The 26703-nt window shown below is 59.5% G+C and carries 30 protein-coding genes and 1 pseudogene; 26 read left to right on the top strand and 5 right to left on the bottom strand.

What is annotated here, in order from left to right; genetic code table 11:
- Positions 1–368: 368 nt before the first annotated feature.
- The 3 genes from rplI to rpsF are packed head-to-tail and all read right to left on the bottom strand — an operon-like array spanning position 369 to position 1620.
- Positions 369–989, bottom strand: a complete 621-nt coding sequence (rplI, locus tag RGAI101_RS04920) for a 50S ribosomal protein L9 (RefSeq protein ID WP_008225700.1) — start codon at positions 987–989, stop codon at positions 369–371.
- Positions 990–1000: 11 nt separating this feature from the next.
- Positions 1001–1228 (bottom strand): 30S ribosomal protein S18, encoded by a 228-nt coding sequence (gene rpsR / locus RGAI101_RS04915; protein ID WP_005852865.1) that lies wholly within the window; start codon positions 1226–1228, stop codon positions 1001–1003.
- Positions 1229–1257: 29 nt separating this feature from the next.
- Positions 1258–1620, bottom strand: coding sequence for a 30S ribosomal protein S6 (rpsF, locus tag RGAI101_RS04910; protein ID WP_008228007.1), 363 nt, complete (start codon positions 1618–1620; stop codon positions 1258–1260).
- Positions 1621–1917: 297 nt separating this feature from the next.
- On the opposite strand from rpsF, the gene RGAI101_RS04905 reads away from it, so the two are divergent.
- Positions 1918–2436: a hypothetical protein gene (locus RGAI101_RS04905; RefSeq protein WP_008226230.1), complete on the top strand. Its 519-nt coding sequence runs from the start codon at positions 1918–1920 to the stop codon at positions 2434–2436.
- Positions 2437–2583: 147 nt separating this feature from the next.
- On the top strand, positions 2584–3153 hold the full coding sequence (locus tag RGAI101_RS04900; RefSeq protein ID WP_037227433.1) for a YceI family protein: 570 nt from the start codon (positions 2584–2586) through the stop codon (positions 3151–3153).
- A 72-nt stretch (positions 3154–3225) separates the two neighbouring features.
- On the opposite strand, the gene RGAI101_RS04895 is transcribed toward RGAI101_RS04900, so the two are convergent.
- Complete coding sequence (locus RGAI101_RS04895; RefSeq protein WP_008227758.1) at positions 3226–4434, bottom strand: cytochrome b/b6 domain-containing protein; 1209 nt, start codon at positions 4432–4434, stop codon at positions 3226–3228.
- Positions 4435–4578: 144 nt separating this feature from the next.
- On the opposite strand from RGAI101_RS04895, the gene fabD reads away from it, so the two are divergent.
- From fabD to cysE, 24 genes and pseudogenes are all read left to right on the top strand, one after another.
- On the top strand, positions 4579–5511 hold the full coding sequence (gene fabD / locus RGAI101_RS04890) for an ACP S-malonyltransferase (protein WP_008226245.1): 933 nt from the start codon (positions 4579–4581) through the stop codon (positions 5509–5511).
- 24 nt (positions 5512–5535) lie between these two features.
- The gene (gene fabG, locus RGAI101_RS04885) at positions 5536–6273 is read left to right on the top strand and encodes a 3-oxoacyl-[acyl-carrier-protein] reductase (RefSeq protein ID WP_008228355.1); all 738 of its coding nucleotides are present in this window, start codon (positions 5536–5538) and stop codon (positions 6271–6273) included.
- Between the two features lie 200 nt (positions 6274–6473).
- Positions 6474–6707 carry an acyl carrier protein gene (locus RGAI101_RS04880; protein ID WP_008225965.1) on the top strand — a complete coding sequence of 78 codons (234 nt, stop codon included), beginning with the start codon at positions 6474–6476 and terminating at the stop codon, positions 6705–6707.
- Positions 6708–6887: 180 nt separating this feature from the next.
- The gene (locus RGAI101_RS04875; RefSeq protein WP_037227431.1) at positions 6888–7421 is read left to right on the top strand and encodes a GNAT family N-acetyltransferase; all 534 of its coding nucleotides are present in this window, start codon (positions 6888–6890) and stop codon (positions 7419–7421) included.
- A gap of 97 nt (positions 7422–7518) precedes the next feature.
- The gene (fabF, locus tag RGAI101_RS04870) at positions 7519–8778 is read left to right on the top strand and encodes a beta-ketoacyl-ACP synthase II (protein WP_083792005.1); all 1260 of its coding nucleotides are present in this window, start codon (positions 7519–7521) and stop codon (positions 8776–8778) included.
- Positions 8778–9962 carry an endolytic transglycosylase MltG gene (mltG, locus tag RGAI101_RS04865; RefSeq protein ID WP_008225275.1) on the top strand — a complete coding sequence of 395 codons (1185 nt, stop codon included), beginning with the start codon at positions 8778–8780 and terminating at the stop codon, positions 9960–9962. Before fabF ends, mltG begins: the two co-directional genes overlap by 1 nt.
- 212 nt (positions 9963–10174) lie before the next feature.
- Positions 10175–10519, top strand: a complete 345-nt coding sequence (locus tag RGAI101_RS21495) for a hypothetical protein (RefSeq protein ID WP_254655241.1) — start codon at positions 10175–10177, stop codon at positions 10517–10519.
- Positions 10440–11798: a DNA-packaging protein gene (locus tag RGAI101_RS04860; RefSeq protein ID WP_008225283.1), complete on the top strand. Its 1359-nt coding sequence runs from the start codon at positions 10440–10442 to the stop codon at positions 11796–11798. The genes RGAI101_RS21495 and RGAI101_RS04860 overlap by 80 nt, the downstream gene beginning before the upstream one ends.
- A 175-nt stretch (positions 11799–11973) precedes the next feature.
- Positions 11974–13152 (top strand): phage portal protein, encoded by a 1179-nt coding sequence (locus RGAI101_RS04855; RefSeq protein ID WP_008226058.1) that lies wholly within the window; start codon positions 11974–11976, stop codon positions 13150–13152.
- Positions 13145–13369: a GTA head formation protein, RCAP_rcc01685 family gene (locus RGAI101_RS04850; RefSeq protein ID WP_008228298.1), complete on the top strand. Its 225-nt coding sequence runs from the start codon at positions 13145–13147 to the stop codon at positions 13367–13369. Before RGAI101_RS04855 ends, RGAI101_RS04850 begins: the two co-directional genes overlap by 8 nt.
- A gap of 38 nt (positions 13370–13407) precedes the next feature.
- Complete coding sequence (locus RGAI101_RS04845; RefSeq protein ID WP_050763242.1) at positions 13408–14004, top strand: HK97 family phage prohead protease; 597 nt, start codon at positions 13408–13410, stop codon at positions 14002–14004.
- Positions 14005–14047: 43 nt separating this feature from the next.
- Positions 14048–15224, top strand: a pseudogene (locus tag RGAI101_RS04840) (phage major capsid protein).
- A 164-nt stretch (positions 15225–15388) separates the two neighbouring features.
- Positions 15389–15988 carry a head-tail connector protein gene (locus RGAI101_RS04835; RefSeq protein ID WP_037227429.1) on the top strand — a complete coding sequence of 200 codons (600 nt, stop codon included), beginning with the start codon at positions 15389–15391 and terminating at the stop codon, positions 15986–15988.
- Positions 15985–16323 (top strand): head-tail adaptor protein, encoded by a 339-nt coding sequence (locus RGAI101_RS04830; protein ID WP_037227427.1) that lies wholly within the window; start codon positions 15985–15987, stop codon positions 16321–16323. Before RGAI101_RS04835 ends, RGAI101_RS04830 begins: the two co-directional genes overlap by 4 nt.
- Positions 16320–16730 carry a DUF3168 domain-containing protein gene (locus RGAI101_RS04825; protein WP_008226916.1) on the top strand — a complete coding sequence of 137 codons (411 nt, stop codon included), beginning with the start codon at positions 16320–16322 and terminating at the stop codon, positions 16728–16730. Before RGAI101_RS04830 ends, RGAI101_RS04825 begins: the two co-directional genes overlap by 4 nt.
- Positions 16731–16766: 36 nt before the next feature.
- Positions 16767–17207, top strand: a complete 441-nt coding sequence (locus tag RGAI101_RS04820; protein ID WP_008226489.1) for a phage major tail protein, TP901-1 family — start codon at positions 16767–16769, stop codon at positions 17205–17207.
- Positions 17208–17211: 4 nt separating this feature from the next.
- Positions 17212–17526, top strand: a complete 315-nt coding sequence (locus RGAI101_RS04815) for a gene transfer agent family protein (RefSeq protein ID WP_037227424.1) — start codon at positions 17212–17214, stop codon at positions 17524–17526.
- Entirely contained in the window at positions 17523–17729 is a 207-nt protein-coding gene (locus tag RGAI101_RS21490; protein WP_083792004.1) for a rcc01693 family protein, read from the top strand. The genes RGAI101_RS04815 and RGAI101_RS21490 overlap by 4 nt, the downstream gene beginning before the upstream one ends.
- Positions 17729–18385, top strand: a complete 657-nt coding sequence (locus tag RGAI101_RS04810; RefSeq protein ID WP_008226704.1) for a phage tail tape measure protein — start codon at positions 17729–17731, stop codon at positions 18383–18385. Before RGAI101_RS21490 ends, RGAI101_RS04810 begins: the two co-directional genes overlap by 1 nt.
- Before the next feature lie 12 nt (positions 18386–18397).
- On the top strand, positions 18398–19030 hold the full coding sequence (locus tag RGAI101_RS04805) for a DUF2460 domain-containing protein (protein WP_008228638.1): 633 nt from the start codon (positions 18398–18400) through the stop codon (positions 19028–19030).
- Entirely contained in the window at positions 19030–19917 is an 888-nt protein-coding gene (locus RGAI101_RS04800; protein ID WP_037227422.1) for a DUF2163 domain-containing protein, read from the top strand. Before RGAI101_RS04805 ends, RGAI101_RS04800 begins: the two co-directional genes overlap by 1 nt.
- The gene (locus tag RGAI101_RS04795) at positions 19914–20357 is read left to right on the top strand and encodes an NlpC/P60 family protein (RefSeq protein ID WP_008225677.1); all 444 of its coding nucleotides are present in this window, start codon (positions 19914–19916) and stop codon (positions 20355–20357) included. Before RGAI101_RS04800 ends, RGAI101_RS04795 begins: the two co-directional genes overlap by 4 nt.
- Positions 20358–20371: 14 nt before the next feature.
- Positions 20372–24298: a baseplate multidomain protein megatron gene (locus RGAI101_RS04790; protein ID WP_008226904.1), complete on the top strand. Its 3927-nt coding sequence runs from the start codon at positions 20372–20374 to the stop codon at positions 24296–24298.
- Between the two features lie 124 nt (positions 24299–24422).
- Positions 24423–25235, top strand: coding sequence for a serine O-acetyltransferase (gene cysE / locus RGAI101_RS04785; RefSeq protein ID WP_037227420.1), 813 nt, complete (start codon positions 24423–24425; stop codon positions 25233–25235).
- Between the two features lie 159 nt (positions 25236–25394).
- On the opposite strand, the gene RGAI101_RS04780 is transcribed toward cysE, so the two are convergent.
- A complete protein-coding gene (locus RGAI101_RS04780) occupies positions 25395–26702 on the bottom strand; it encodes a pyruvate dehydrogenase complex dihydrolipoamide acetyltransferase (RefSeq protein ID WP_008226082.1) in 1308 nt (435 codons plus the stop codon).
- Position 26703: the final 1 nt, after the last annotated feature.

Genomic DNA, 26703 nt, shown 5'->3' with positions numbered 1-26703 from the left:
ACTGGCATCTGAAAACTCTGGTTGCAACTACGAATGGATTATAGCGCATCTGCCATTTCACAAACTGTGCCGTTTCAGATAAGCAGAGTCGCGCCTAAAGCGGCCTGTATGAGCGAAGATGCGCAGATCGGCAGCACGAGATAGGCCGCTTTTATCTAATTATGGTGATTTTAGCCGGTGTTATTGCTGGGACAACTGCCAAGGCTGTAAATTTTCCTGATGGCATGAGCGCCCGCCAAGTGACTTGCGGCATTGATAGATTCGATTGCAGTCTTCGGAAAAACCGCTGCGCCTGCTGTGCTGCAATGAAAAACGCCGCCCCTGACCAGCAGGGACGGCGTTTCAATTTTCTTTGGCTCAGAAGAGGATCAGGCGTTAGCCGAGTCGTCTTCCTGAGATTCAACTGCGTCGGCCAGATCTTCGTCATCGTTCGCGGCAGAGCCGATATCGTCGAACAATTCAGAAATCTCGAACTCTGCTGCGGCTTCTTCTTCCGCGGCCAGTTCCTGGATCGACTTGCCAGCGGCCTGAAGTTCGGCCTCTTCAGGGGAACGTGCAACGTTCAGCTGAATGGTGGCTTCGACTTCGGGGTGCAGGATGACATTGACGTCATGCAGGCCCAGATCTTTGATCGGGTTGCGCAGAACGACCTGCTTGCGGTCGACTGTGAAACCTTCGGCTGTTGCCACGTCGGCGGCGTCACGAGTTGTGACGGAGCCGTACAGAGCACCCGAATCAGACGCGGAACGGATCACAACGAACTGCTGACCGTTCAGCTTGTCCGCCATGGCTTCGGCTTCTTTTTTGGTCTCGAGGTTTTGCGCCTCAAGCTGTGCTTTCTGGCCTTCAAAGGCTTCGATGTTGGCTTTGGAAGCCGACAGCGCTTTGCCTTGGGGCAGGAGGTAGTTGCGTGCGTAGCCGGGCTTTACGTCGACGACTTCGCCCATTTGACCAAGCTTGGCCACACGTTCCAGAAGGATAACTTGCATGTGCTTTCTCCTTACTTAACGGCGTAGGGCAGCAAGGCGAGGAAGCGGGCGCGTTTGATGGCACGGGCCAATTCACGCTGCTTTTTCGCAGAGACTGCTGTGATGCGGGATGGCACGATCTTGCCACGCTCAGAGATGTAGCGCTGCAGAAGACGTGTGTCTTTGTAATCGATTGCCGGTGCGTTGTCGCCCGAGAAGGGGCAGACTTTACGACGGCGGAAAAATGGTTTTGCGGCCATGGTTTATGTCCTTTCTTTCAAGCTGATGATCAACGGCGCTCGCGGCGTTCGCCGCGCTCGGGGCGTTCGTCACGTTTCTGCATCTGAACGGAAGGCAGTTCTTTATGCTCATCAACTTTGATGGTCAGAACGCGCATTACGTCGTCGTGCAGGCGCATCAGACGCTCCATTTCCTGAATTGCGGTCGCAGGGGCGTCCGAACGCAGGAAGGCATAGTGGCCCTTGCGGTTTTTGTTGATCTTGTAGGCCATCGTCTTGACGCCCCAGTATTCGCTGTCGACGAGTTTACCGTCGTTGTCAGCCAAAACTGTGCCAAAATGTTCGATAAGGCCTTCTGCTTGCGTGTTGGACAAGTCCTGACGCGCAATCATAACATGCTCATAAAGCGGCATGTGCACTCCTATTTATATCAAGGCGCATTTCATAGGCGAGGCATTAGCGTTTTGCGGCCTCACCACGAGAGTCTGCGCGGATCAAAAGATGATGCAAAACGAAATGCTGATATACACGGTTCCGGGGGTAGGGCAAGGCCTGTCTGCCTGCATCCCTGCGCGACCGCATTACTGGTTAAGAATGCGTTAAATTCTCGTAATGGTACGATCCTCGCCACGCTTGCGCCGCTTTGTTGTCTTATTTCGAGGCAAAATTAAAGACATGACAATGACGAGTTGAGATTAGAGGATGTGAACATGACTGCGACATCGGACCTCCTGACGGGCGGACACCCGGATACCGCCACGACGGGCAAGATTGACGGTTCTGAGGTGGTGCTGCGGTGTTTGCAACGGATTGTCGGGGCTTCGTTGATCGTGGCGGCCGCTTCGTTGTGGGTCGGTTCAGGCGTAAATCTGGATGCGGATGTTGTGATCATGAAGGTGGGGTTGTCGGCCCTGTGCTGCACGATGGGGTATCTGGTTGCCCTGTCCAGCCTCAAGACCGCCCAGCCAGATATTGAAATAGACCCCGCCCGGCGCGAAGTGCGTGTGGTTCACCGCGGCATGCCGGATTTCGGGCGACCGGCCAGCGTCGGCAAAGGCCGATTGATACAGCGCTGCTGTTTTTCGGATCTCAACCGCGTTGAGCGATCCGGCAGAACACTGAGCTTTTGGGACGCCCAAGGCCAGTTCATTGCCGATGTTCACGTGGGCGACCAGAGGGCCCTGGACAAGCTGGTGTCCGGTCTGCGCGAAGCAGGTCAGACCGTATAGGAACCGTCCGATCAGGTTTCTGCGCGCCTTTCTGTTACAACTGTTCATTTGCGCGCACAAACTGTTGAAGGCTGTCGGGTTGCCGCAGACGCTGTTTACGCCACTTATAGGCCCACAACCTGTACAACTTGGAGTTTTCACATGAATATGAAGTCTGTTCTTCTCGCCACCGCCCTCACCGTGGGCGCGACATCCGCTTTTGCAGCCGAGAAATACGTTCTCGATGCAAGCCACAGCCAGATCGTCTTTACCTACAACCACCTTGGGTTTTCGACCACCACATCCATGTTCAGCGGTTTCGACGGTGAAATCATGATGGACGCCGAAGCGCCCGCCAATTCGTCCGTATCTGTTTCCTTCCCCGTGATGGACATGATCACCGGCTGGCAGCCACGCACGGACCACTTCATGTCCGAAGATTTCTTTGGTGCCGCCGAGGGTGACATGGTCACGTTCACATCCACAGGGATCGAGGTGACGGGTGACGAAACAGGTCTGATCACAGGTGACCTGACCATGAACGGCGTGACCAAATCGGTCGTTCTGGACGCAAAGCTGAACAGCATGGGCGAACACCCGATGGCAAACAAGCCATGGGCCGGTTTCGATGCGACCACATCCGTTCTGCGTTCTGACTTCAACCTTGGGAAATTCGCACCTTTCGTCAGCGACGAAGTTCAGATCGCGATTTCGATCGAGGCGATGAAAGCCGAATAAGAGTTTCAGCAATCGCTGGAAATGAAAACGCCGGGGTCATGCCCCGGCGTTTTTTTGTGTGCTCGCCAATGATTAATCAGCTTGCCGGGTGGCGACCAAGGCGATGTTCACCGCTACCTCGAAGGCCAGCGTGGCGGCATCCGTGACGCTTTGGCCAATGGCAAAGGCGCGGCGGTCCAGCGTTGTCGATCCGCTCATTCGCGCGGTATCGCCGTCGAGTGTCAGATCAAAGGGCAGGGAGATCGGGATGGATTGATCTTTGATCGTGAGGGTCCCATCCGCGACATAGCCCGCGTCGGTCAGGTTGATGTCGGCCTGGAACACAGCGGTGGGAAAGCTTTCAGCGTTGAAGAAATCCGCGCCCATTGCCTGGTCCGTGACAGACCCGAGGGCAAGCGACGGGACCGACACGGTGGTGGTGACTTCTCCGGCCTTGCCGCTTTGGGCGTCGGCATCAAACGAGATCGCAGCGGTCCAATCGGCAAAGCTGCCTTCGACTTCGGAGCCGAATTGGGTCACGACCAGCCCGATGCTGCCTTCCTCGACCTGCCACTCGGAGGCGACCTGTTCAAGGGCGGGGCCATCGGACGCAGCACCTTTGCCATCGCTTTGAAGCAGGCCCAATCCCAGACCGAGTGCGATGGCGAGTGCCCAGACCGCTGCCGCGGCCGCGACGGGGGCATAGCTGTGGTGTTGGGGGGGGACCGGCCCGATCGCGGGTTCGCCCGGCAGCATCCGGCGCAGGGTCGAATCGCCATCGATGAAGTGATGCTTGAGCGCGCCTGCCGCGTGCAGGATCAGCGCACCGATCAAGACCTTGCCCGCGATTTCATGCAGCGCGCCGAAGGCATGTTCCACGGTGGTATTCTTGGGGATGAAAAACAGGTCTTGTCCGAAGGGCCACCAGATCGGAGCAAAGCCCGAGGCTGCGGCATGGCTGATCCACCCGGCAAGCGGCACGATCACAAGCGCGCCATAGAGCAGCCAGTGCACGGTTTCCGCCAGCCAGCTTTCCAGCTTCTTGTCGGCGTTCAGCAACCCCGGTTTGGGCTGGCGAAGCGCCCACATGATCCGGAGCAGGGCGACGAAAAACACCGTCACGCCAAGAGTTTTGTGCAGCGAAAAGAACCACGCTTTCGTCGTCAGCTCTGCCTGGGTTTCGTGGGGCAAGTCGTTGGCGTAAAAGCCAAGCGCGATCAGCGTGAGGATCAGCAGGGCGGTCAGCCAGTGGAAAAACTTGGTGACGCCGCCATAGCGGATTGCGGTATTGTTGAGGGCCATTGGGAGTTCTCCGGAAAATGTGCTTCTTTTACCTAGAGTAATACAGGGCGCGGGCAATCGCAGATATTCGCACAAAAGCGGTGCAGGCTTGTTTGCGCGCACATCGCAGGGTAAAGCCGTTTGAACGACAAAACGGGGGACTTTATGAGTATTGCATTCGTGTATCCGGGCCAAGGCGCGCAAACAATCGGCATGGGCCGCGATCTGGCTGACGCCTATCCGGCTGCAAAAGCCGTGTTTGACGAGGTTGACGAGGCTTTGGGTGAAAAGCTGTCGACACTGATCTGGGAGGGCGACGCAGAGGCACTGACCCTGACGCAGAACGCGCAACCTGCCTTGATGGCGACGTCTATGGCGGCGATGGCGGCGTTGAACGCCGAAGGGATCACCATCGACAAGGCTGCATTCGTGGCCGGGCATTCGTTGGGTGAATATGCGGCGCTTTGTGCGGCGGGTACGTTTTCGTTGGCTGACACGGCGCGTTTGCTGCGCATCCGGGGCCGTGCCATGCAGGCCGCTGTGCCGGTCGGGCAGGGGGCGATGGCCGCCTTGCTGGGCCTCAGCTTTGAGCAGGCCGAACAGGTGGCGGCGGATGCGGCGCAAGGCGACGTTTGCCAGGTGGCCAACCAGAACGACCCCGCGCAGAATGTCGTATCCGGCAGCAAGGCCGCCGTTGAACGCGCCGTTGATCTGGCCAAGGCCGCAGGGGCCAAGCGCGCCTTGCTGTTGCCGGTGTCCGCGCCGTTCCACTGCGCCTTGATGGCCCCCGCAGCCGAGGAAATGGCGGGTGCCTTGGCGGATGTGACCATGCATGCGCCATCGGTACCGGTCGTGGCCAATGTGATCGCGCAAGCGGTCAGCGACCCCGATCAGATCCGCAAGCTGCTGGTCGAACAGGTCACCGGTCAGGTGCGTTGGTTGTCGTCGGTCGAATGGATGGCCGCACAGGGCGTGACTGAAATTTGGGAGATCGGCGCAGGCAAGGCGCTGTCCGGTATGATCCGCCGGATCAACAAGGAAATCACCTGCGTGAACATCGGCACGGCAGCAGATGCCGCAGCATTGAAGACGGCATGAACCGAAAAGTAGAAGGAAGAGTAGATGTTTGATCTGACAGGGAAAACCGCGCTGGTCACCGGGGCGTCCGGTGGCATCGGTGCCGATATCGCGCGCGCGCTGCATGCCCGGGGGGCGACCGTTGGGCTGTCCGGCACCCGTACGGAACCGCTTGAGGCGCTGAAGGCGGAACTGGGCGACCGCGCCCATGTTCTGCCCTGCAACCTGAGCGATATGGAGGCGGTCGAGGCCCTGCCAAAGCAGGCTGCAGAGGCGATGGGATCGGTTGATATTCTGGTCAACAACGCCGGGATCACCCGCGACAACCTGTTCATGCGCATGTCGGATGATGAATGGAATTCGGTGATCAATGTGAACCTGACCGCGACCTTCAAGCTGTGCAAAGGCGTGATGCGCGGCATGATGAAGGCACGTTGGGGCCGAATCGTGAATATCTCGAGCATCGTGGGGGCCACGGGCAATCCCGGGCAGGCGAACTATGCCGCGTCAAAGGCCGGGATGGTGGGGATGTCGAAATCGCTTGCCTATGAAGTCGCCAGCCGCGGCATCACCGTAAATGCAGTCGCTCCCGGTTTCATCACCACGGCCATGACTGACAAGCTGACCGATGATCAAAAGTCTGGAATCATGACGCAAATCCCCGCAGGTCGCATGGGAGAGCCGTCCGAGATCGCAGCCGCCGTGGTATATCTGGCCAGCGCGGAAGCCGCCTATGTCACAGGAACAACCTTGCATGTGAACGGCGGCATGGCCATGTTGTAGGACGGCGTCGCAAAGCGTTTGCCAAATCCGCGTCCTGTGCTAAAGGGAGCGCAGATTTCGCAACGGGAAGGGTTGATTGCATCCCGCGCCTTGTGACAACAAGAACCATAGCCGCCCTTCGGGGCACGATCCAACCAAACCTTTCAGGTTTGCGCGGAACCAGAAGAGGGCACAGGTGCCCGAATGAATGAGGACAGAATATGAGCGACGTCGCAGAACGCGTAAAGAAAATCGTGGTAGAGCACTTGGGTGTTGAAGAAGACAAAGTCGTTGAGAACGCTTCGTTCATCGACGATCTTGGCGCAGACAGCCTTGACACCGTCGAGCTGGTAATGGCGTTCGAAGAAGAGTTCGGCATCGAAATCCCCGATGACGCAGCCGAGAACATCCAGACCTTCGGCGACGCGGTCAAGTTCATCAACAGCGCGTCCTAAGACGCTATTGTATTCCGCCCCGTTTGGGGTGTGGATCGGTAAAATATTTCAGAAACGGCGTTCTTTCCCAGCGAAAGAACGCCGTTTCTTGTTAAGCGGGAATTTTCTTGCTTGTCTGTGGGGCTGTGGTCGGGTGAACTGGGGCAGACAATGATTCAAGCGTGAAGGCAATTCACCACCATGTCGCGAGCAGTACCGACGATTAACACAGCCAGACTGACTTTGCGGGCCATGCGGTCCGAGGATTTCGCGCGCTTTGCCGAAATCTGGGCGACACCTTCGGTCGTTACCCATATCAGTGGCAAGCCCTGGCCCAAGGCGCGGTCATGGGACGCGTTTTTGCGCAATGCCGGTCATTGGCAGGTGGTGGGTTTTGGCCAGTGGGGCATCCAGCCGCGCGGGTCGCGGGTGATGGCGGGGCAGACGGGTTTCTTTTACGGATCTCGCGGACTGGGGGAAGATTTTGACCCCTTTCCCGAAGCCGGATGGGTCTTGTCCCCCGAAGCACAAGGCACGGGGTTGGGGCTTGAGGCGGCGCGCGCGGCCCATGACTGGTTTGACCGGGTTGTGACGGGGCGGACCGTCTGTATGATTGCAGCCGAAAACGCGCCGTCCCTGCGTCTGGCCGAAAGTCTGGGCTATGTCGATCAGCGCACGGTTACCATCGACGGCGACAGCGTGCGGCTGATGACGCGCAAAGGCCCTCCGGTCTGAAGCGCGGTCGTAGGGGCCACGCGTAACACATCTTGAAATCTAAGGCTTTGCCAAGGTATAGCCGATTAACGCGAAGAAAACACCAAGGGGCTTGGATATGCGCAGAGTAGTTGTGACAGGTTTGGGGCTGGTTACTCCGTTGGCCGACGGGGTCGAGGCCAGCTGGTCCAGACTGTTGGACGGACAGTCCGGCGCGGGGAAGATCACCGGGTTTGATCCCAGCAAGCTGGTCACGCAATATGCGTGCGAAGTTCCCTTGGGTGACGGGTCGGACGGCACGTTCAACCCTGACAAGTACATGGAGCCGAAAGAGCAACGCAAGGTTGATACGTTCATCCTGTTCGGCATGGCCGCCGCTGTGCAGGCCGTCGAGGATTCCGGCTGGATGCCCACCGAGCGCGAAGACCTGGAGCGGACCGGCGTCTTGATCGGCTCGGGCATCGGGGGGCTGAACTCCATCGCCAACACCGCTGTGATGATGCATGAAAAAGGCCCGCGCCGGGTCAGCCCGTTCTTTGTACCGGGCGCGCTGATCAACTTGATCTCGGGGCAGGTGTCGATTCGCTACGGGTTCCGTGGACCGAACCATTCGGTTGTGACCGCATGTTCCACCGGGGCGCATGCCATCGGCGACGCAAGCCGCTTGATCATTCACGGTGACGCAGATGTTATGATCGCAGGCGGGGCAGAGGCCGCGATTTGCGAGATTGGCATGGCCGGGTTCAACGCCTGCAAGGCGCTGTCCACCAAGCGCCCCGATGATCCCAAGAAGGCCAGCCGTCCCTATGACGCGGACCGCGATGGCTTTGTCATGGGCGAGGGTGCCGGCATCGTGGTGCTGGAAGAATATGAACACGCGAAGGCGCGCGGAGCCAAGATCTATGCCGAAGTGTTGGGCTATGGTCTGTCCGGCGACGCCTATCACATCACAGCCCCCGCCGAAGATGGCGACGGGGCGGAACGGTCCATGCGCAATGCCTTGCGCGGGGCGGGGATCGAGCCGAAGGACATCGACTATATCAACGCCCATGGCACTTCGACCATGGCGGATGTGATCGAACTTGGCGCTGTCGAAAGAATGCTGGGTGACGCGGTTGACGGCGTGACGATGTCATCGACGAAGTCCGCCACCGGGCACCTTTTGGGGGCTGCCGGTGCGATCGAGGCGATCTTTTCGATCCTAGCGATCCGCGATCAGGTGGCACCGCCCACGATCAACCTTGATAATCCAGCCGTCGAGACGAAGATCGATCTGGCCCCGCACACGAAAGTCGAGCGTAAGATCGACATTGTCCTCAGCAACTCATTCGGTTTCGGCGGGACCAATGCCAGCGTGATCTTCGGGAAAGTGTCATAATGTGGCGTCACATTGCATCTAACGCGGTGACGTTCCTGATTTTGGCGCTGTTCCTGTTGGGCGGCGTGGTGCTGTGGGGGCGCAGTCAATATGACGCGCCTGGCCCCTTGGCGCAGGCGATCTGCCTGCAGGTCGAACGCGGGTCGAACATGCGGACCGTGGGCAGCAAACTGGCAGAACAACAGGCTGTGACGTCTGCGCCGATCTTTCGGCTTGGGGCCGATTACGAGGAAAAGACCGGTGACTTAAAGGCCGGTAGTTTTCTGATCGAACCCCAGACCAGCATGAAAGAGATCGTCGATATCGTCACCCGCGGCGGGGCCAGCACCTGCGGCACCGAAGTGGTTTACCGGATCGGGATCAATCGCATCAGCACGCTGGTGCGCGAGCTTGACCCGACGACGAACCGCTTTGTCGAAAAGGCTGAATTCACCCCCGGCGTTGATGATGTACCCGAGATCTATACTCAGACCAAAGCCAAGAACGATACACGTTTCCGAATTGCCTTGGCCGAGGGCGTGACCAGCTGGCAGGTTACCGAGGCGCTGAAGTCGATTGATATGCTGGAAGGCACCGTGGCCGAGGTGCCTGACGAGGGCGCACTTGCGCCGGACAGCTATGAGGTGCGAACCGGCGATGATCGCAGTGCGGTCCTTGCCCGGATGCAGGCCTCGCAAGAGCAGCGTCTGGCCGAAGCTTGGGAAGCTCGTGATCCCGGTCTGCCGGTGGCCAGCCCCGAAGAGCTGTTGATCCTGGCGTCGATCGTAGAAAAGGAAACCGGCGTGCCCGAAGAGCGCCAGCAGGTCGCCAGCGTCTTCGTTAACCGGTTGAACCAAGGCATGCGTTTGCAAACCGACCCGACAGTCATCTACGGCATCACCAAAGGCCAAGGCATTTTGGGCCGTGGTCTGCGGCGCAGTGAACTGCGTGCGGAAACGGCCTGGAACACCTATGTGATCCCCGCGCTGCCGCCCACGCCGATTGCCAACCCCGGCCTTGCAAGTCTGATGGCTGCCGCACAACCGGCAGAGGAAGACTATGTCTTCTTCGTGGCCGACGGTACGGGTGGACATGCGTTTGCCGTGACCTTGGAAGACCATAACCGCAATGTTGCACGCTGGCGCGAGATCGAAGCGGAACGCGGTGCGGCCGCTGCTGGCAATGCATCAACGGGCGGGAACTGACCCGTCGGGATGCGGCTTGGTTAGCAATTTCTTAACCATCGTAAGGGCTTGGAAGGTTTTGATAACCTTATTTTCCTTGACTTTGCGCACGGTCTGACGTAGAAATTCAGACATGCTAGACGAGATGGGCAAACGGCTCCGGATTTATTTCCGGTGGCCGTTTTTTCGTGTTCGCTCGGTTTGGAGGTTCCAAACGAGAGGTATGAGCAATCATGACTATGATTACCCCGGAGCAAGAGATTGCGACAAGCGAAGAGCATTTCAAAGCTCTTCAAGCAGCAATCCGCGACCTGCGTCGCGAAATCGAGAGCCTGAGAGAACGGGCCAAATCCGGGGAGGAAATCAATGAAACTGCGGCGTCAAAGGCACTGGGTAAAGCCAGCGGCATGGTGGCGACCTGCGTCAAAGTGGAGAACTATTTAAGTGACTGCCGAAACAGACAAGCGGGCATTGCCCGCGGAGGCTACGCGCTCGATCTTGACCGAGCGCGGGCTGACATCGGGTGCAAGCTGGATCGGCTCCGCCGATGCGGCGCTGCAAGACCAGTTTCTGAATGAACTGGATGAGGGAGAGCTTTTGGCTCTCCCTTTTTTATTCGAGTTTTGGGCAATGCCGCATCAACTGCCCCCTGACGGCACGTGGCGGTCGTGGGTGATCATGGGTGGCCGCGGTGCAGGTAAGACCCGTGCGGGCGCTGAATGGGTAAGGTCGATGGTGGAAGGGGCGCGGCCACTGGATGCAGGGCGTTGCCGCCGCGTGGCGCTGGTCGGCGAGACGATTGAACAGGTGCGCGAGGTGATGATCTTTGGTGACAGCGGGATTTTGGCCTGTTCGCCTGCGGACAGGCGTCCCGATTGGGAGGCCACCCGAAAACGGCTGGTCTGGCCCAATGGCGCTGTGGCGTCGGTGCATACGGCCCATGACCCCGAAGGCCTGCGCGGCCCGCAGTTTGATGCCGCGTGGGTGGACGAATTGGCCAAATGGAAAAAGGCGGAAGAAACCTGGGATCAGTTGCAGTTTGCGCTGCGATTGGGGGAGGACCCGCGGGTATGCGTGACGACGACGCCACGCAATGTCGATGTTCTGAAAAAGCTGCTGGCGTCGCCATCGACTGTCACCACCCATGCCCCGACCGAGGCGAATGCCGCAAATCTGGCGGGGTCGTTTCTGGAGGAGGTGCGCGCGCGTTATCGCGGGACACGGCTGGGACGGCAGGAACTGGACGGCGTGCTGCTGGCGGATGCCGAGGGCGCGCTGTGGACCTCGGAGATGTTGGAGCGTGGCCGTATCGAAAAGCTGCCAACGTTTGATCGCATCGTGGTCGGGGTGGACCCGGCGACGACTGCCGGGGCGGGATCAGATGAATGCGGCATCGTGGTGGTTGGCGCGCAAACCCAAGGGGCACCGCAAAACTGGCGGGCTGTGGTCCTGGCGGATTGCACAGCACAGGGGGCGACCCCGTCGGGATGGGCGCGGGCGGCGGTTTCGGCGATGGAGCAGTATGGCGCGGACCGTTTGGTGGTTGAGACCAACCAAGGCGGGCTGATGGTTGGCGAGGTGCTGCGCCAGATTGATCCGCTGGTGCCGCTGAAGTCCGTCCACGCCTCGCGGGGCAAGGTCGCGCGCGCAGAGCCTGTGGCGGCGCTGTATGAGCAGGGACGGGTGGGCCATGTGGCAGGTCTGGTTGCGCTGGAGGATCAGATGTGCCGGATGACCGCACGCGGGTTTGAGGGCAGCGGGTCGCCCGACCGCGTCGACGCCTTGGTCTGGGCATTGCATGAGTTGATGATCGAGCCTGCGGCAAGCTGGCGGTCGCCCGGCGTGCGGTTGCTGTGAGGGGGGAAGGCGGAGCGGATTGGCCCTTCGGGGAGAGTTTATTTGGCAAAATGAAGCGGAGGCGGTGTTGCGGGGGCAGCGTTCGGTCAGTTGCGGGGGCGTTAAGAGTTTATTGGCATTTTGATCGGGCGGAAGATGCACAGGCGATGAGCAGGGCAGACAAGGAGTAGGCGATATGGTTTTTGATTTTCTGAGGCGTGGAGCGGCGGTTGAAACGCCAGCGCAGAAAGCCTCGGCGACGGGGCCTGTGGTTGCCTATCAGACCAGCGGCCGGGTCGCCTGGAGCCCGCGTGATGCCGTCAGCCTGACGCGGCTGGGGTTTTGCGGTAATCCGGTCGGGTTCCGATCGGTCAAGTTGATCGCGGAGGCAGCGGCGGCTTTGCCTCTGGTGTTGCAAGATGCCGATCGGCGTTATGAAACCCATCCGTTGATGGAGCTGGTGAGCCGTCCCAATGGGGCGCAGGGGCGGGCGGAGCTGCTGGAGGCGCTCTATGCGCAGTTGCTGCTGTCGGGCAATGGTTATGTCGAGGCGGTGGGGGCCGAAGCAGGCGTTCCGATTGAACTGCATGTGCTGCGGTCGGACCGGATGTCGGTGGTTCCTGGTGCGGATGGCTGGCCGGTCGCTTACGAATATGCCGTCGGCGGACGCAAGCATCGGTTTGATGCAAGCGGACCTGCGACACCTGTCTGCCACATCAAGAACTTCCACCCGCAGGACGATCATTACGGGTTCAGCCCCATGCAAGCCGCGGCGATGGCGATGGATGTGCATAACTCCGCCTCGCGGTGGAGCAAGGCGCTGCTGGACAATGCCGCGCGCCCGTCTGGGGCGATCATCTATCGCGGCGCGGAAGGCCAGGGCAAGTTGAGCGACGACCAATATGATCGCCTGGTCAGCGAGATGGAGAGCCATCATCAGGGAGCGCGCAACGCCGGGCGGCCGATGCTGCTGGAGGGTGGGCTGGATTGGAAGCCGATGGGGTTCTCACCCTCGGATATGGAGTTTCACAAGACCAAGGAGGCCGCTGCGCGCGAGATTGCGCTGGCATTCGGAGTGCCGCCGATGCTGCTGGGGATCGCGGGGGATGCGACCTACGCCAATTATCAAGAGGCGCATCGTGCGTTCTACCGGTTGACGGTCTTGCCCTTGGCGACGCGGGTGACCGCATCCCTGGCCCATTGGTTGTCTGGGTTTTCCGGCGATGCCGTGGCCCTCAAGCCGGATCTTGATCAGGTATCGGCTTTGTCGCAGGAGCGCGACGCGCAATGGGCAAGGGTCGCCGGAGCCGAGTTTCTGACCCAGGCGGAAAAGCGCAGCCTGCTGGGCTTGCCAGCGGTGGCGGCAGATGAGTGAGGTGCCACAGTTCGAGCGGTTTGAATGTGCACCGGGGTTGCGATTGCAGGCCCATGAGAGGGTCAGTGCCATTCACCATGAAAACCTTTTGCACCGTTTGGACCGGCTGGAAGAGATGATGGAGCGTCTTGAGCGGCGTTTGTGGCTGACGGTTTATGGCGTGGTGGCGGTGATCCTTGCGCAAGGGGTGCAATCCTTTCTGGTGGTGCAACCCTGACGATCTGAATTTCAAAGGAGACTATCGTGGATACTGACATGATACACCCCGGCCTGCGGTCGGGGACCGAGGGAGCCTTGCCCGATCTTGGTACTGGGCTGGAGCATAAGTTCGCGAGGTTCGGTGAGGGCATCACCGTCGAGGGGGGAACCGAGATCAGCGGGTATGCCAGCCTGTTTGGCAGTGTCGATCAAGGCGGGGACGTGGTTGCGAAAGGCGCTTATGGGGCGTCGTTGATTGCAGGTGCAAAGGCCGATCGCCGGATCAAAATGCTTTGGCAGCACGACCCAAGCCAACCCATCGGCGTGTGGGACGAGGTCCGCGAGGATGCCCGTGGCCTGTGGGTCAAGGGGCGTATTCTGGACAGCGTCGCCAAGGGCCGTGAGGCAGCGGCGCTGATTGCGGCGGGCGCGATCGACGGGCTGAGCATCGGCTACCGAACGGTGCGCGCGGCCAAGAATCACGCAGGCCAGCGCCTGCTGACCGAACTTGATCTTTGGGAAGTCTCGCTTGTGACCTTTCCAATGCTACCCACGGCGCGGGTTGCCGCGAAAAGCGATTTTTCCGCTGTGGGAGACGTACTGCGCGACATGGCAGCTGCGTTCGAAGAGGCGCGCCAGGAGTTGACGCGGTGAAAGCCCTGCGTGGGGAATTTCAACTTTAACCAAGGGTATGTGGATGGACCAGATTGAGACCAAGACGCGGGGCGCGCCTGCGTCTGCCGCAGAGGAAGTCCGCCAGGCCGTGACAGGCTTTGTGCATGATTTCAAAGGCTTTCAGGCCGAAATGAAGACCAAGTTGCAACAAACAGAAGAGCGAATGACTATGTTGGACCGTAAAATGACTTTGCCTGCGCGTACTCCGTTGGGGGGGGGCTGTTGACGCGGCTGCGCCACATCAAAAGGCGATGAACGCCTATATCCGCAACGGAGATGATGATGGCCTGCGTGGGCTTGAGATGGAAAGCAAGGCATTGTCTTCGGCGGTGAATTCCGATGGCGGCTATCTGGTGGATCCGCAGACGTCAGACCGGGTGAAATCGGTGCTGAATGCCACCGCGTCGATCCGTGCCATTGCATCGGTCGTTCAGGTCGAAGCCACGTCTTATGATGTTTTGGTCGACCATGCGGATATGGCCGCCGGTTGGGCGACCGAAACCAATGCGGTGGCCGAAACCGGCACGCCGCAGATCGACCGCATCACCATCCAGCTGCACGAACTGAGCGCTTTGCCGAAAGCGTCACAGCGTTTGCTGGACGATTCCGCCTTTGACATCGAAGGCTGGCTGGCGGGGCGCATCGCCGATAAATTCTCGCGGGCCGAGGCGGCGGCGTTCATCAGCGGCGATGGTATCGACAAGCCCAAAGGTCTGTTGGCCCACGACAAGATTGACAATGACGTCTGGACCTGGGGCAACCTTGGATATGTACCGACGGGTGTCGATGGTGAGGTTACCGCGGATTCTGTCGTTGATCTGGTCTATGCCCTGGGTGCCCAATACCGTGCGCAGGCAAGCTTCGTGATGAACTCGAAAACCGCAGGTCATGTGCGCAAGCTCAAGGACATGGACGGGCGTTTCCTGTGGTCGGACGGTCTGGCACAGGGCGAACCTGCGCGTTTGATGGGCTATCCGGTGCTGGTGGCCGAAGACATGCCTGACAATGCAACGGATTCATTCTCGGTCGCGTTCGGTGATTTCGCATCTGGCTACACCGTGGCGGAGCGCCCGGATTTGCGCGTTCTGCGTGATCCGTTCAGCGCCAAACCCCATGTCCTCTTCTATGCCACCAAGCGCGTGGGCGGCGACGTGAGCGACTTTGCTGCGATCAAGCTTCTGAAATTCGGCATCGCGTAAAGCGGGGTCGAAGACGGGGCCGGGGCGACTTGGCCCCGGTCCGGGCGCGTGCCGATGGTGTGGGTGCATTGTCCTAGCTGCTCCCTCCGACCGAGCAATGCAGCCGGGTGCGCGCCCGGGTCCCTTAGGGGGACAGGGAAGAACGGAATAATTGGAGACGTTCCATGATGTTGATCGAAGAGACAAGCGTGCCGGATGCCGCACTTCCCGTGGACGCCTTCAAGGGGCATCTGCGATTGGGCACCGGATTTGATACGGATACGCTGCAAGACGAGGTATTGGTCAGCTTCCTGCGGGCCGCCTTGGCGGCTATCGAGGCGCGCACGGGCAAGGCGCTGATCCGGCGTAATTTCAGCTGGTCCCTGATGGCGTGGCGCACCCCCGAAGGCCAGGGCTTGCCGGTTGCTCCGGTGCAGATGGTCAGTAGCGTCACCATCATCGCGCGCGACGGGGTCGAGACGGTGATCGACCCTGAACGGTATTGGCTTGAGCGCGACATGCAGCGGCCCACCCTGCGCCCGACCAGCACTTTGCTGCCCACCATTCCGACTGCCGGGTCCGTGGTGATCGCTCTTGAGGCGGGGTTCGGCGCGACATGGGCGGAGGTTCCTGCGGATCTGAAGCAAGCCGTGTTTTTGCTGGCAGCCCACTATTACGAATTCCGCCACGAAACAAACCTGAGCGATGGCTGCATGCCCTTTGGCGTCAGCAGTCTTATTGAACGCTACCGCAACCTGCGTATCGGCGTCGGAGCAAGCCGATGACGGTGCTTCAGTTAAACCGTCGTCTTGTGCTTGAGGCACCGACGCGGCTGGTGGACGGGGCCGGGGGCTATCGCGAGACCTGGGTGGCTTTGGGCACGGTCTGGGCCGACGTGCAGGCGCGCGGTGGGCGCGAGGCGGCGCAGGCCAGCGTTCCGATCAGCCGCATGGGCTTTGCCATCACCGTGCGTGCTGCCCCTTTTGGCAGCCCCGAACGCCCCGAACCCCAGCAGCGGTTTCGCGAAGGGACGCGGGTCTTCAAGATCCAGACTGTGTCTGAGCAGGATCAGGATGCACGTTATCTGGTCTGTCTGGCCCAAGAGGAGGTCGTGGTATGAGCTATGCTGTTTCAGCACCGCTGCAACTTGCGGTTTTTGCGGCGCTTTCATCGGATGCAGCCTTGGCCGGGTTGATCGATGATGCGATCTTTGACGCCATTCCCGTAGGTGACGTGCCGCCGCTTTATGTTCGTTTGGGCGAAGAAGAAGTGCGCGATGCGTCGGACGGAACAGGCGCGGGTGCGATCCATGTGTTCAGCGTCGCTATTGTCAGCACCGCGCCTGGATATGCCGATGCCAAGGGCGTCGCCGGTGCGATCAGTGACGCGCTGCACAACAGGGATCTGACCCTGAGCCGGGGGCGTCTGGTAAGTCTTCAGTTCGAGCGGGCTTCGGCGAAATTCATTAGTGCAGCGCAGGCGCGCCAGATTGACATGCAGTTCCGCGCACGGGTGCAGGACGGCTAAGACCTTCATCCCATTCAATAAACCAGGAGACGAGATATGGCTGTTCAAGCAGGTAAAGACCTTTTGGTCAAAGTGGACATGACGAGCGACGGTCAGTTCGAAACCATCGCGGGTCTGCGCGCCACGCGCATCAGTTTCAACGCAGAGCCGGTCGAGGTGACATCCTTGGACAGTGATGGCGGCTGGCGCGAGTTGCTGGCGGGTGCCGGCGTGCGATCGGCCGCGATCAGTGGTTCCGGCGTGTTCCGCGATGCGGGAACGGACGAACGCGCACGCCAGTTGTTCTTTGACGGGCTGACGCCGGATTTCCAGATCGTGATCCCCAGCTTTGGGATCATTGAGGGTCCTTTTCAGGTGTCCTCGATTGAATATGGCGGATCGTTGAACGGCGAGGCGACCTATGAACTGAGCTTGCAATCTGCCGGGCAGTTGATCTTCACACCCGATGTGACCGTCGATCCAACAGCAGGGATCTAAGCGTATGGCCAATCCTTGGAGAGGAGACGTCGCCCTGATCATCGATGGTCAACGGTATGTGGCGCGCCTGACGCTGGGCGCATTGGCCGAGCTTGAGGACGCGTTGGACGAGCCGTCGTTGCTGTCGCTGGTCGAACGCTTCGAGAGCAACAGCTTTTCCAGCCGTGATGTCTTGCGGCTTCTGGTGGCGGGTTTGCGGGCTGGTGGAATGGATGTGACCGAAACGTCATTGGGCAATGCCACCATCGACGGCGGCCCGATGGGGGCGGCGAAGGCTGCGGCGGAACTGCTGGCGCGTGCTTTTGTGGTGCCTGCGTGACAGCGGTCAAGGGGCTCGATTGGCCCGCTTTGATGCGGGCGGGGCTCAAGGGGCTGGGACTGACGCCAGCGGAGTTCTGGGCGCTGACCCCAGCCGAGCTGCAGCTGATGTTGGGCACGACCGCAGCGCAGGCACCGCTGCTGAGCGATGGATTGGCGGCGCTGATGGCGGCCTATCCTGATAGTTCGGAAAGGGACATGTGATGACGGACGATACATTCGACAACCTTGGGGAGGGTGCCGAACGGCTGAACGGCACGTTGGCCGAAACCAGCGGCTTGGTGTCCGGTTTTGACAGTGAACTACGCCGGATGCGCACGGCCTTGTCGGGCACGGGCAAAGACGTAGCGACGCTGGAGAAAGGGCTGAGCCGCGGGTTGCGCCGCGCCTTTAACGGCGTTGCGTTTGATGGGCTCAAGCTGTCGGATGCGCTTTCAACGGTGGCGCGGTCGATGGTGAACACGACCTATAACGCGGCGATGAAGCCTGTAACCGATCACCTTGGCGGTCTGATCAGCCAAGGGGTCGGATCACTGGTCCAGGGTATTCTGCCCTTTGCCAATGGCGCGCCGTTTTCGCAAGGCAAGGTCATGCCCTTCGCCCAAGGCGGCATCGTCAGCAGTGCGACGGGGTTCGGGATGCGCGGCGGCATGGGCGTGATGGGCGAGGCAGGACCGGAGGCGATCATGCCCCTGGCACGCGGCCCCGATGGCAAGCTGGGCGTCAAAGGTGGCGGCAGCGGCGGGACTACTGTGGTCATGAATATCTCCACCCCTGATGTGCAGGGTTTTCAGCGCAGTCAAAGCCAGATCGCAGCGCAAATGTCCCGCGCGCTAAGCAGTGGCAACCGCAACCGCTAAAGGAGCAGAGATATGAATTTTCACGATGTCAGATTTCCACCCAGCCTCAGCTTTGGGTCGGTCGGTGGGCCGCAGCGGCGCACCGACGTGGTCACCCTTGCCAACGGGTTTGAAGAACGCAACACGCCGTGGGCCCATTCGCGCCGCGTCTTTGATGCCGGGCTTGGCATGCGGTCAATCGATGACGTGCAGGCGCTCACGGCGTTCTTCGAGGCCCGTTATGGCCAGATGTACGGGTTTCGCTGGAAGGACTGGGCTGATTTCAAATCCTGCGGGTCGTCGATCACGGTTGCCTTTGACGATCAGGTGATCGGCTTTGGCGATGGGGTGCAGACTGATTTCCAGTTGATCAAGACCTATGCATCGGGGGGGCACAGTTATTTCCGCCCGATTACCAAGCCGGTGCAGGGCAGCGTGCGTGTCGGTGTCGAGCAGGATGAACTGCAAGAGGCTGTTGATTATGAAATCGACACGGCGACGGGTATCGTCCGTTTTGGCAATGCCCCTGACCGGGACATGGTGGTGTCTGCTGGCTATGAGTTTGACGTGCCGGTGCGTTTTGACACCGACCGGATCCTCGTGAGTGTCGCGAGTTTTCAGGCGGGCCAAGTGCCAAATGTGCCAGTGATCGAGGTGCGTGTCTGATGGCTGAAATGAATGAGGCGCTGATCGCGCATGCAACGACGGGTCTGACAACCATGTGTCACGCTTGGGCGATCCGCCGGCGCGACGGGGTTGAACTGACCTTTACCGATCACGATATGCCGCTGTCTTTTGACGGGATGCAGTTTCGTGCCGATAGCGGGCTGAGTGCGCGCGCGCTGTCGCAAAGCACTGGGCTGTCGGTGGACAACACCGAAGCCATGGGCGCGCTGAGCCACGCGGCGATCCGAGAAGACGAGATTGAGCAGGGGCGCTATGATGGGGCCGAGGTACTTTGCTGGCGCGTCAATTGGGCCGATGTGACACAGCGCTGCGTGCTGTTTCGAGGATCAATCGGTGAACTCCGTCGCGCCGGTGGCGCGTTTCAGGCCGAGTTGCGAGGACTAACAGAGGCGTTGAACCGTCCTTTGGGTCGCATCTATCAAAAACCATGTTCCGCGGTTTTGGGCGATATCGCCTGCGGCTTTGACCTGGGCGCGGCAGGTTATGCCGAAACGACCGATGTCGAACAGCATCAGGATGGCCGTGTGTTTCAGTGGCAGGATTTGCCAGGCTACGATGATGGCTGGTTCGTCCGCGGGCGTCTTGAGGTTTTGGACGGACCTGCGGCAGGTCTGTGGGGCATGATCAAACATGATCGCCGCATTGACGGCTTGCGCGAGATTGAGCTGTGGGAACCGATCCGCGGTGCCATCGGAACGTGCACGCAGGTTCGGTTGGTGGCGGGGTGCGACAAACGCATGGAGACCTGTCGGCTCAAGTTCAACAATCTGCTGAATTTCCAAGGGTTTCCTGATCTGCCGAACGAAGACTGGATGATGGCGGTACCCAAATCCACCAGCGCCAACAACGGTGGATCCCTGCGATGATGACCCAAGGCGATCTGATCGTGGCGGCGGCGCGCGGCTGGATTGGCACGCCCTACGTGCATCAAAGTGCTACCAAAGGGGCAGGCTGCGATTGTCTGGGCCTGTTGCGTGGTGTCTGGCGCGAGGTTCTTGGGCCAGAGCCTGAGGCGATCCCGGCCTATTCGATGGACTGGTCGGAACCCCAGGGCGAAGAACGCCTGTGGCGCGCGGCCTTGCGACATTTGCGCACCAAGGCCCGAGACGATGCGGCGGTGGGCGATGTGTTGCTTTTTCGGATGCGGAGCGGGGCAGTGGCCAAGCATCTGGGGCTGATGTCCGATCCGGGCACGAATGCACGCTTCATCCACGCCTATAGCGGCCACGGTGTAACGGAAAGCCCGTTCAGCGCCCCATGGCAGCGTCGGATGGTGGCTCGATTTGAATTTTCGACTGACTATTAGATGGGGGCAACCTGATGGCGACGATATTACTTTCAGCAGCAGGGGCAGCGATTGGTGGCTCCGTTGGCGGCACGCTGGCGGGGCTTTCTTCGGTTGCGGTGGGCCGAGCGGTTGGCGCAACGCTGGGTCGGGCGATTGACCAACGGCTGCTGGGCCAAGGGGCTCAGGCGGTGGAAACGGGACGCGTTGACCGCTTTCGTCTGACCAACAGCGGTGAGGGCGAAGCCATCACCCGACTTTATGGGCGGATGCGTCTGGGCGGGCAGGTGATTTGGGCGTCGGACTTTGCCGAAACCACAACCGTGACCGGCGGCGGCAAGGGTACCCCATCCAAACCGCAAACAACTGAATACAGCTATTCTGTCAGCCTTGCGATTGCGCTGTGCGAGGGGGAAATCACCGGCATCAGCCGCATATGGGCAGACGGCGAGGAAATTGTGCCAAGAGATTTGAACCTCAGTGTCTATCACGGTACCCGCGATCAATTGCCCGATCCGACGATTGCCGCAGTTGAGGGTGCGGATAAGGTGCCCGCCTATCGCGGCACCGCTTATGTGGTGATGGAAAACCTGCCGTTGGGCCAATTCGGCAACCGCGTGCCGCAGTTTTCCTTTGAAGTCATGCGGCCCGAAGAAGCTGCTGCCCCGCAAGGGGACTTCAGCGTAACCCACGGCGTCAAGGGCGTGGCATTGATCCCCGGGACGGGTGAATATGCGCTGGCGACGACCTCTGTGCACTATGCCGATGGTGCCGGAAGACGATGGAGCGCGAATGTCTCGACCCCAGCGGGCAAAAGCGATTTTCTGGTGTCGCTGGACACTCTGACCGATGATCTGCCAAAGCTCGAGGCCGCTTCCCTCGTGGTGTCATGGTTCGGGGACGATCTGCGCTGTGGCAATTGCACGGTACGTCCCAAGGTCGAAAGCGCAACGATTGAGGGCGAGAACATGCCATGGTCGGTATCGACACTGTCCCGCAGTGCAGCAGCATTGATGGCGCAGGACGGCGGGAGACCTGTTTATGGCGGCACCCCGGCGGACGCATCCGTGATTGAAGCCATTCATGCAATGAACGCCGCGGGCAAAGCGGTAATGTTTTACCCTTTCATTCTGATGGATCAGCTAGACGGCAACACATTACCAGACCCTTATAGCGACGCCGAAACTCAAGCCAAGTTACCGTGGCGCGGACGGATTACCCTATCCGAAGCACCGACCAGAGCCGGCAGTCCGGACGGCACGGCGGTAGCAGATGCGCAGGTTGCCGCGTTCTTTGGCACAGTGACGGCGGCAGATTTTACGGTGGCACGGGGGCAGGTGACCTATTCCGGTCACGATGAATGGACGCTGTCGCGGTTTATCCTGCATTACGCGGCCCTTTGTGCTGCCGCTGGCGGGGTAGAGGCCTTTTGCATCGGTACCGAGATGCGGGGCCTGACCCAGATCCGTGGGGCAGGCGGGGTTTTTGTCGCCGTCGAACACTTCCGTGCGTTGGCCGCGCAGGCGCGCCTGTTGTTAGGTGCGCAAACGAAAATCAGCTATGCCGCAGATTGGTCCGAATATTTCGGTTACCAGCCTGAAGACGGCACAGGTGACCGATATTTTCACCTTGATCCGCTCTGGGCGGATGACAACATCGATTTCATTGGGATCGACAACTACATGCCCCTGTCCGATTGGCGCGAGGAAGAAGACCACCTGGACGCAAGGACGTGGGATGCGATCTATAATCTCGACTACCTGAAATCCAACATTGAGGGCGGTGAAGGATATGACTGGTACTACCATTCCTCAGAAGCCCGTGCCGCGCAGATCCGCACGCCGATCACCGATGGCGACGCGAATGAACCGTGGATTTACCGCTTCAAGGATATCCGCAACTGGTGGGCCAACGTTCACCACGACCGGATCGGTGGCGTCCGCCAAGAGAACCCCAGCAGTTGGGTCCCCGGATCAAAGCCCATTCGGTTTACTGAATACGGCTGTGCCGCCATCGACAAGGGCACCAATCAGCCGAACAAGTTTCTCGATTTGAAAAGTTCGGAGAGCAGCTTGCCGCGGTTTTCGACCGGAGCGCGGGATGATCTGATGCAGATGCAATATCTGCGCGCCTTCGTCGACTACTGGTCCGATCCGGCGAACAATCCGATCTCGCCTGAATATGAGGGCCCGATGATTGATATGTCACGCGCCTATGTCTGGGCGTGGGACACGCGCCCCTATCCGTATTTCCCGAACAATCTCGAACTTTGGAGCGACGGACAAGATTATGTGCGTGGCCATTGGTTGAACGGGCGCAGCTCTTCCCAGCCCTTGTCGTCACTGGTGGGCGAAATTTGCCGGCGGGCCGGGCTCAAGGACTATGACACCTCGCGGCTTTATGGTTACGTGCGCGGCTATGCGGTGGACCAGGTCAGCGATGCGCGGGCGTCCTTGCAGCCTCTGATGCTGCGCTATGGCTTTGATGCCGTGGAACGCGATGGCACGTTGAACTTCGTTATGCGTGACGGGTTGAATGCAGTGCGCCTTGACCCTGATTTACTGGCTGTAAGCAGTGAACTTGACGGCATCACCGAACAATCCCGCGAGGCGCAAGCCGAAATAGCGGGCCGCGTGCGGCTGCGGTTTGTTCAGGCGGATGGTAATTTCGATACCATAGCAGAAGATTCAATTCTGGCCGATGACGCGACCCATTCGGTTTCTGCATCCGAGATGAACATGGCGTTGACCCGTGCGGAAGGCCGTCAAGTGGTCGAACGCTGGCTAACCGAAGCCCGTGTTTCCCGCGAGAGCCTGCGTCTGGCATTGCCGCCTTCGATGATGGCGATTGGGGCGGGCGATGTGATCGAACTGCCCGCTGACGGGGCCGAGGCCGATGCGCTGTACCGGATTGACCGGGTCGAACAGGGCGAAATGCAGCTGATCGAAGCGGTCCGAATCGAACCCGAGGTTTATGATCCGGCCCCGTTTGATGATGAATTGGCGGTACTTAAACCCTTTGCGGCACCCGTGCCCGTGACCTCACTGTTCCTTGATCTGCCGTTGCTGCGCGGGGACGAAACGCCACATGCACCCTATATCGCGAATACTGCGCAACCTTGGCCGGGGTCCGTGGCAGTCTATCAATCTGGCACGGATGCGAATTATCAGCTGAATACCGTTCTGCCCGTCCGCGCGACTGTTGGGGTAACGCAAACTGACCTTTCCGCCGCGCGACCGGGGCTGTTTGACCACAATGGGGGGCTTCAAGTCAAGCTGATCAGCGGCGCATTAGAAAGCGTCGACGAGGCTGCCTTGCTAAGCGGGGCGAACCTGGCCGCGATTGGCGACGGGACATCAGACAACTGGGAGGTGTTTCAATTTGAAGGCGCAGAATTGGTCGCACCGAACACCTATTGGCTGACCAAGCGGTTGCGGGGGCAGGCGGGATCTGACGCGTTGATGCCACCGGCATGGCCGTTGGGATCACAGTTTGTCTTGCTGAATTCGGTCCCGCAGCAATTGTCCCTAAGTCCGAATTTACGCCGCATCGTTCAGCATTACCGCATCGGTCCAGCACAACGGCCCGTCGATGATCCGTCGTACATTCATCGCGAAGTGGCGTTTGACGGCAATGGCTTGCGCCCGTTCAGCCCTTGTCATCTTCGTGCGGTCCAAGGCGGTAACGGGATCGATCTGACATGGATCCGGCGCACACGAATTGACGGCGACGGCTGGGACGGTCTTGATGTACCCTTGGGCGAGGAGACCGAGCAATATCTGGTCCGTGTCCTGCAAAACGGTCAGGTCATCCGCGAGGCTGTCACCACGGCACCGAACTGGTCCTATGAAGCTGCCGCGCAGAGCGTGGACGGGCTATCGGGTGCATTTGCGTTCACGGTGGCACAGGTATCTGCAAGCTATGGGGCGGGGCCAGCAGCACGCCTGATGGTCGATCCCTGACAGGGACCCGGCTTTGTTTTGGGGACGTCCATATCGAAATCATGAAGATTTGTGATGACCGCAGCTTTGGGTTTGGCTCTTTGCATCATTTTGCTATATTGTGATTTCAAAGAAGGATGTTGTCATGGCAGAGCCCCGCAGAAATATCGCCTCAGTTGATCCGGTTTGGGATCAAATTCTGATCGACGCCCAAAAAGCAGTGCAAGATGAACCGCTGATGGGGGGATTCATTCACACCTGTATCCTGCACCACAAGTCGATAGAAAAGGCGTTGTCCTACCGGATTGCAGCCAAGTTATCGTCAAACGAGATGTCGATGATGGTGTTGCGTGAAATGGTTCAGGAGGCTTATGCCAATGATCCCAGCCTGATAAAGGCCGCGCGCGCAGATCTGGTCGCAATTTTCGAACGGGATCCAGCCTGCCACCGCCTTCTGCAACCGATCCTGTATTTCAAGGGGTATCAGGCCGTTCAGGCGTACCGCGTTGGGCATCATCTTTGGATGAAAGGGCAGCGCGATCTAGCCTATTTCGTACAGATGCGGGTAAGCGAGATTTTCGGCGTCGACATTCATCCAGCGGCCAAGATCGGCAAGGGGATCATGATTGACCATGCTCATTCCGTGGTGATCGGTGAAACGGCTGTGGTCGGGGATAACGTGTCAATGCTGCATTCTGTGACCCTTGGCGGGACGGGCAAGGAAGAACAGGACCGTCATCCCAAGATCGAAGATGGCGTTCTGATCGGTGCGGGGGCCAAGGTGTTGGGCAATATCACGATCGGCCATTGCAGCCGTATCGCTGCGGGATCGGTCGTTCTGCAAGCGGTTCCGCCTTGCAAGACTGTTGCCGGTATCCCTGCTCGGGTCGTCGGTGAGGCCGGTTGTGAACAGCCATCTGTTTTGATGGACCACATGTTGGGGCCGCAGGGCGACTGAGGTTTTCGACGATTTCGTTATAATGTATAAAGCCGGGATCATCTGATCCCGGCCTTATTTTTTAATCACATAGCGGCTCTTATCTTTTGTGGTCCCAGAAGATTGAAAGGCCTTCTGCCCCCCAGCCCCCCCGAGGATTTTAGTCCATTTGGAAAAATGCTAGGCGAGCATCGTGATGGGGTTTTCCAAGTTGTCCTTGATTGCCGTGAGAAGCTGCGCGCCGAGAGCGCCGTCGATAACGCGGTGGTCGACCGAGAGGGTCACGGACATCACCGTCGCCACGGCAAGTTCACCGTCTTTGCCAACGACTGGCTTCTTGACGCCAGCACCAACCGCCAGAATCGCGCCATGAGGCGGGTTGATGACCGCGTCGAAGTTATCGATGCCGAACATACCAAGGTTGGAAATCGCGAAACTGCCGCCCTGATACTCATGTGGCGCAAGTTTGCGGTCGCGGGCGCGGGTGGCGAGATCTTTCATCTCGGCTGAAAGAGCCGAAAGCGACTTCATTTCGGAATCTTTCAGCACTGGAGTGAAGAGGCCGCCATCGATTGCCACAGCCACGGCAACATCCGAAGGTTTCAGCTTGAGAATGCGATCACCGGCCCAAACCGCATTGGCATCAGGCACGGCCTGCAAGGCAAGGGCGCAAGCCTTGATGATAAAGTCATTGACCGACAGCTTGACGCCACGCGCTTCAAGTTGTTTGTTCAGATCGCCTCGAAATTTCATCAGCGCATCAAGCTGGATATCTCGCCGCAGGTAGAAGTGCGGGATCGATTGCTTGGCCTCGGTCAGACGTGACGCGATGGTCTTGCGCATGCCGTTGAGGGAAATTTCCTCAAACTCGCGGCCCTCGTACATCTTCATCACGGCATCGGCGGATGGCCCTGCGGCGAGGGCAGGTTTTGCCGCTGCTTCTGTTGCTGTCGGGGCCGCTGCTGCCGCTGCTTTGGGTGCTTCGGATTCGGACAGACCTTCGACATCGGCCTTGATGATCCGGCCATGGGGGCCCGACCCTTTGATCTGGGACAGGTCCAACCCTTTGTCCGCAGCGATCCGCCGCGCCAGCGGGGTGGCGAATATGCGTTTCCCATCAGCGGATTTGGGCGCGGCAGGTGTATCTGGTGATGCGGAGGCAGCCACTGGGGCTTCCTCCTGCGGCGCAGGTGTCGGGGCAGTTTCGGCAGGGGCAGAAGCCGCGCCGATGTCATCCGCGCTTTCACCCTCTTCCAACAGGACTGCAATCGGGGTGTTCACTTTCACGCCTTCAGTACCGTCGGCAATCAGAATCTTGCCAATTACGCCTTCGTCAGTTGCCTCGAATTCCATCGTGGCCTTGTCGGTTTCAATCTCGCACATCACATCGCCGGAGGACACGGTATCGCCCTCCTTGACCAACCATTTGGCCAATGTGCCTTCTTCCATGGTGGGGCTGAGGGCGGGCATCAGGATTTCTATGGGCATG

It is taken from the genome of Roseobacter sp. GAI101 (assembly GCF_000156335.1).
Taxonomy (GTDB): domain Bacteria; phylum Pseudomonadota; class Alphaproteobacteria; order Rhodobacterales; family Rhodobacteraceae; genus Sulfitobacter.
The sequence above is the reverse complement of the archived record's forward strand: the minus strand, read 5'-3'. Positions and strand labels throughout refer to the sequence as shown.